Origin of the sequence: Paraburkholderia sp. RL18-085-BIA-A, from assembly GCF_046027075.1 — a bacterium.
In the GTDB taxonomy this organism is placed as follows: Bacteria; Pseudomonadota; Gammaproteobacteria; order Burkholderiales; family Burkholderiaceae; genus Paraburkholderia.
Map to the genome: position 1 here is coordinate 1 of NZ_JARESU010000561.1, position 637 is coordinate 637.

The 637-nt window shown below is 60.3% G+C and carries 1 protein-coding gene; it reads right to left on the reverse strand.

Translation table 11 applies throughout. The features are described 5' to 3' along the window. A partial coding sequence (gene istA / locus P0D89_RS53845; RefSeq protein ID WP_408379793.1) for an IS21 family transposase occupies positions 1 to 637 on the reverse strand: 637 nt, incomplete at both ends.

Below are 637 nucleotides of genomic sequence, written 5' to 3' on the forward strand. Positions count from 1 at the left end.
ATTGCAGAAGTCCGGATCGAACAGGTAGTGCGAACACATCACTGCGAAACGCGGATTGACCGTGCGACCCTTGCCTTTGTGCACCTTGTCTACGGCCGTTTTCATATTGTCATAGATGCCCCGGCGGGCCACCCCGCCGAAAGCCGCGAACGAGCGCGTATGGGCATCGAACAGCATCTCGTGCCCCTGGCTCGGATAGGCAACCAGCCAGAACGCCCGCGACGCACATAGCTTCATGTGCGACACCTGCAGCTTGCGGTAAATGCCGCCGACAACCAGTCCTTCCTCGGACCAGTCAAACTGGAATGCCTCGCCCAGCTCGAATCGCAACGGCACAAACGCCGACTTCGAAACCGCCTTGCCTTCGCCTTGCCGCCAGGCCCGGATGAAATCGGTCACCCGCGAGTAACAGCCGTCGTAGCCGCCGGCCTTGATCTCCTGGAACAGCATCCAGGCAGTGCGCCGCTCCTTCTTCGGTCGCCGCGCGTCGACACTGAGCGCCTGCACCAGCACCTCATGAAACGGCGTCAACCGGGTCGGCTGGGAGCGCCGCTGATACTTCGGCTCCTCCTGAACATCCATGTTCAGATATTTACTAATCGTGTTGCGCGACAGGCTTGTGAGACGCGCTATCTCT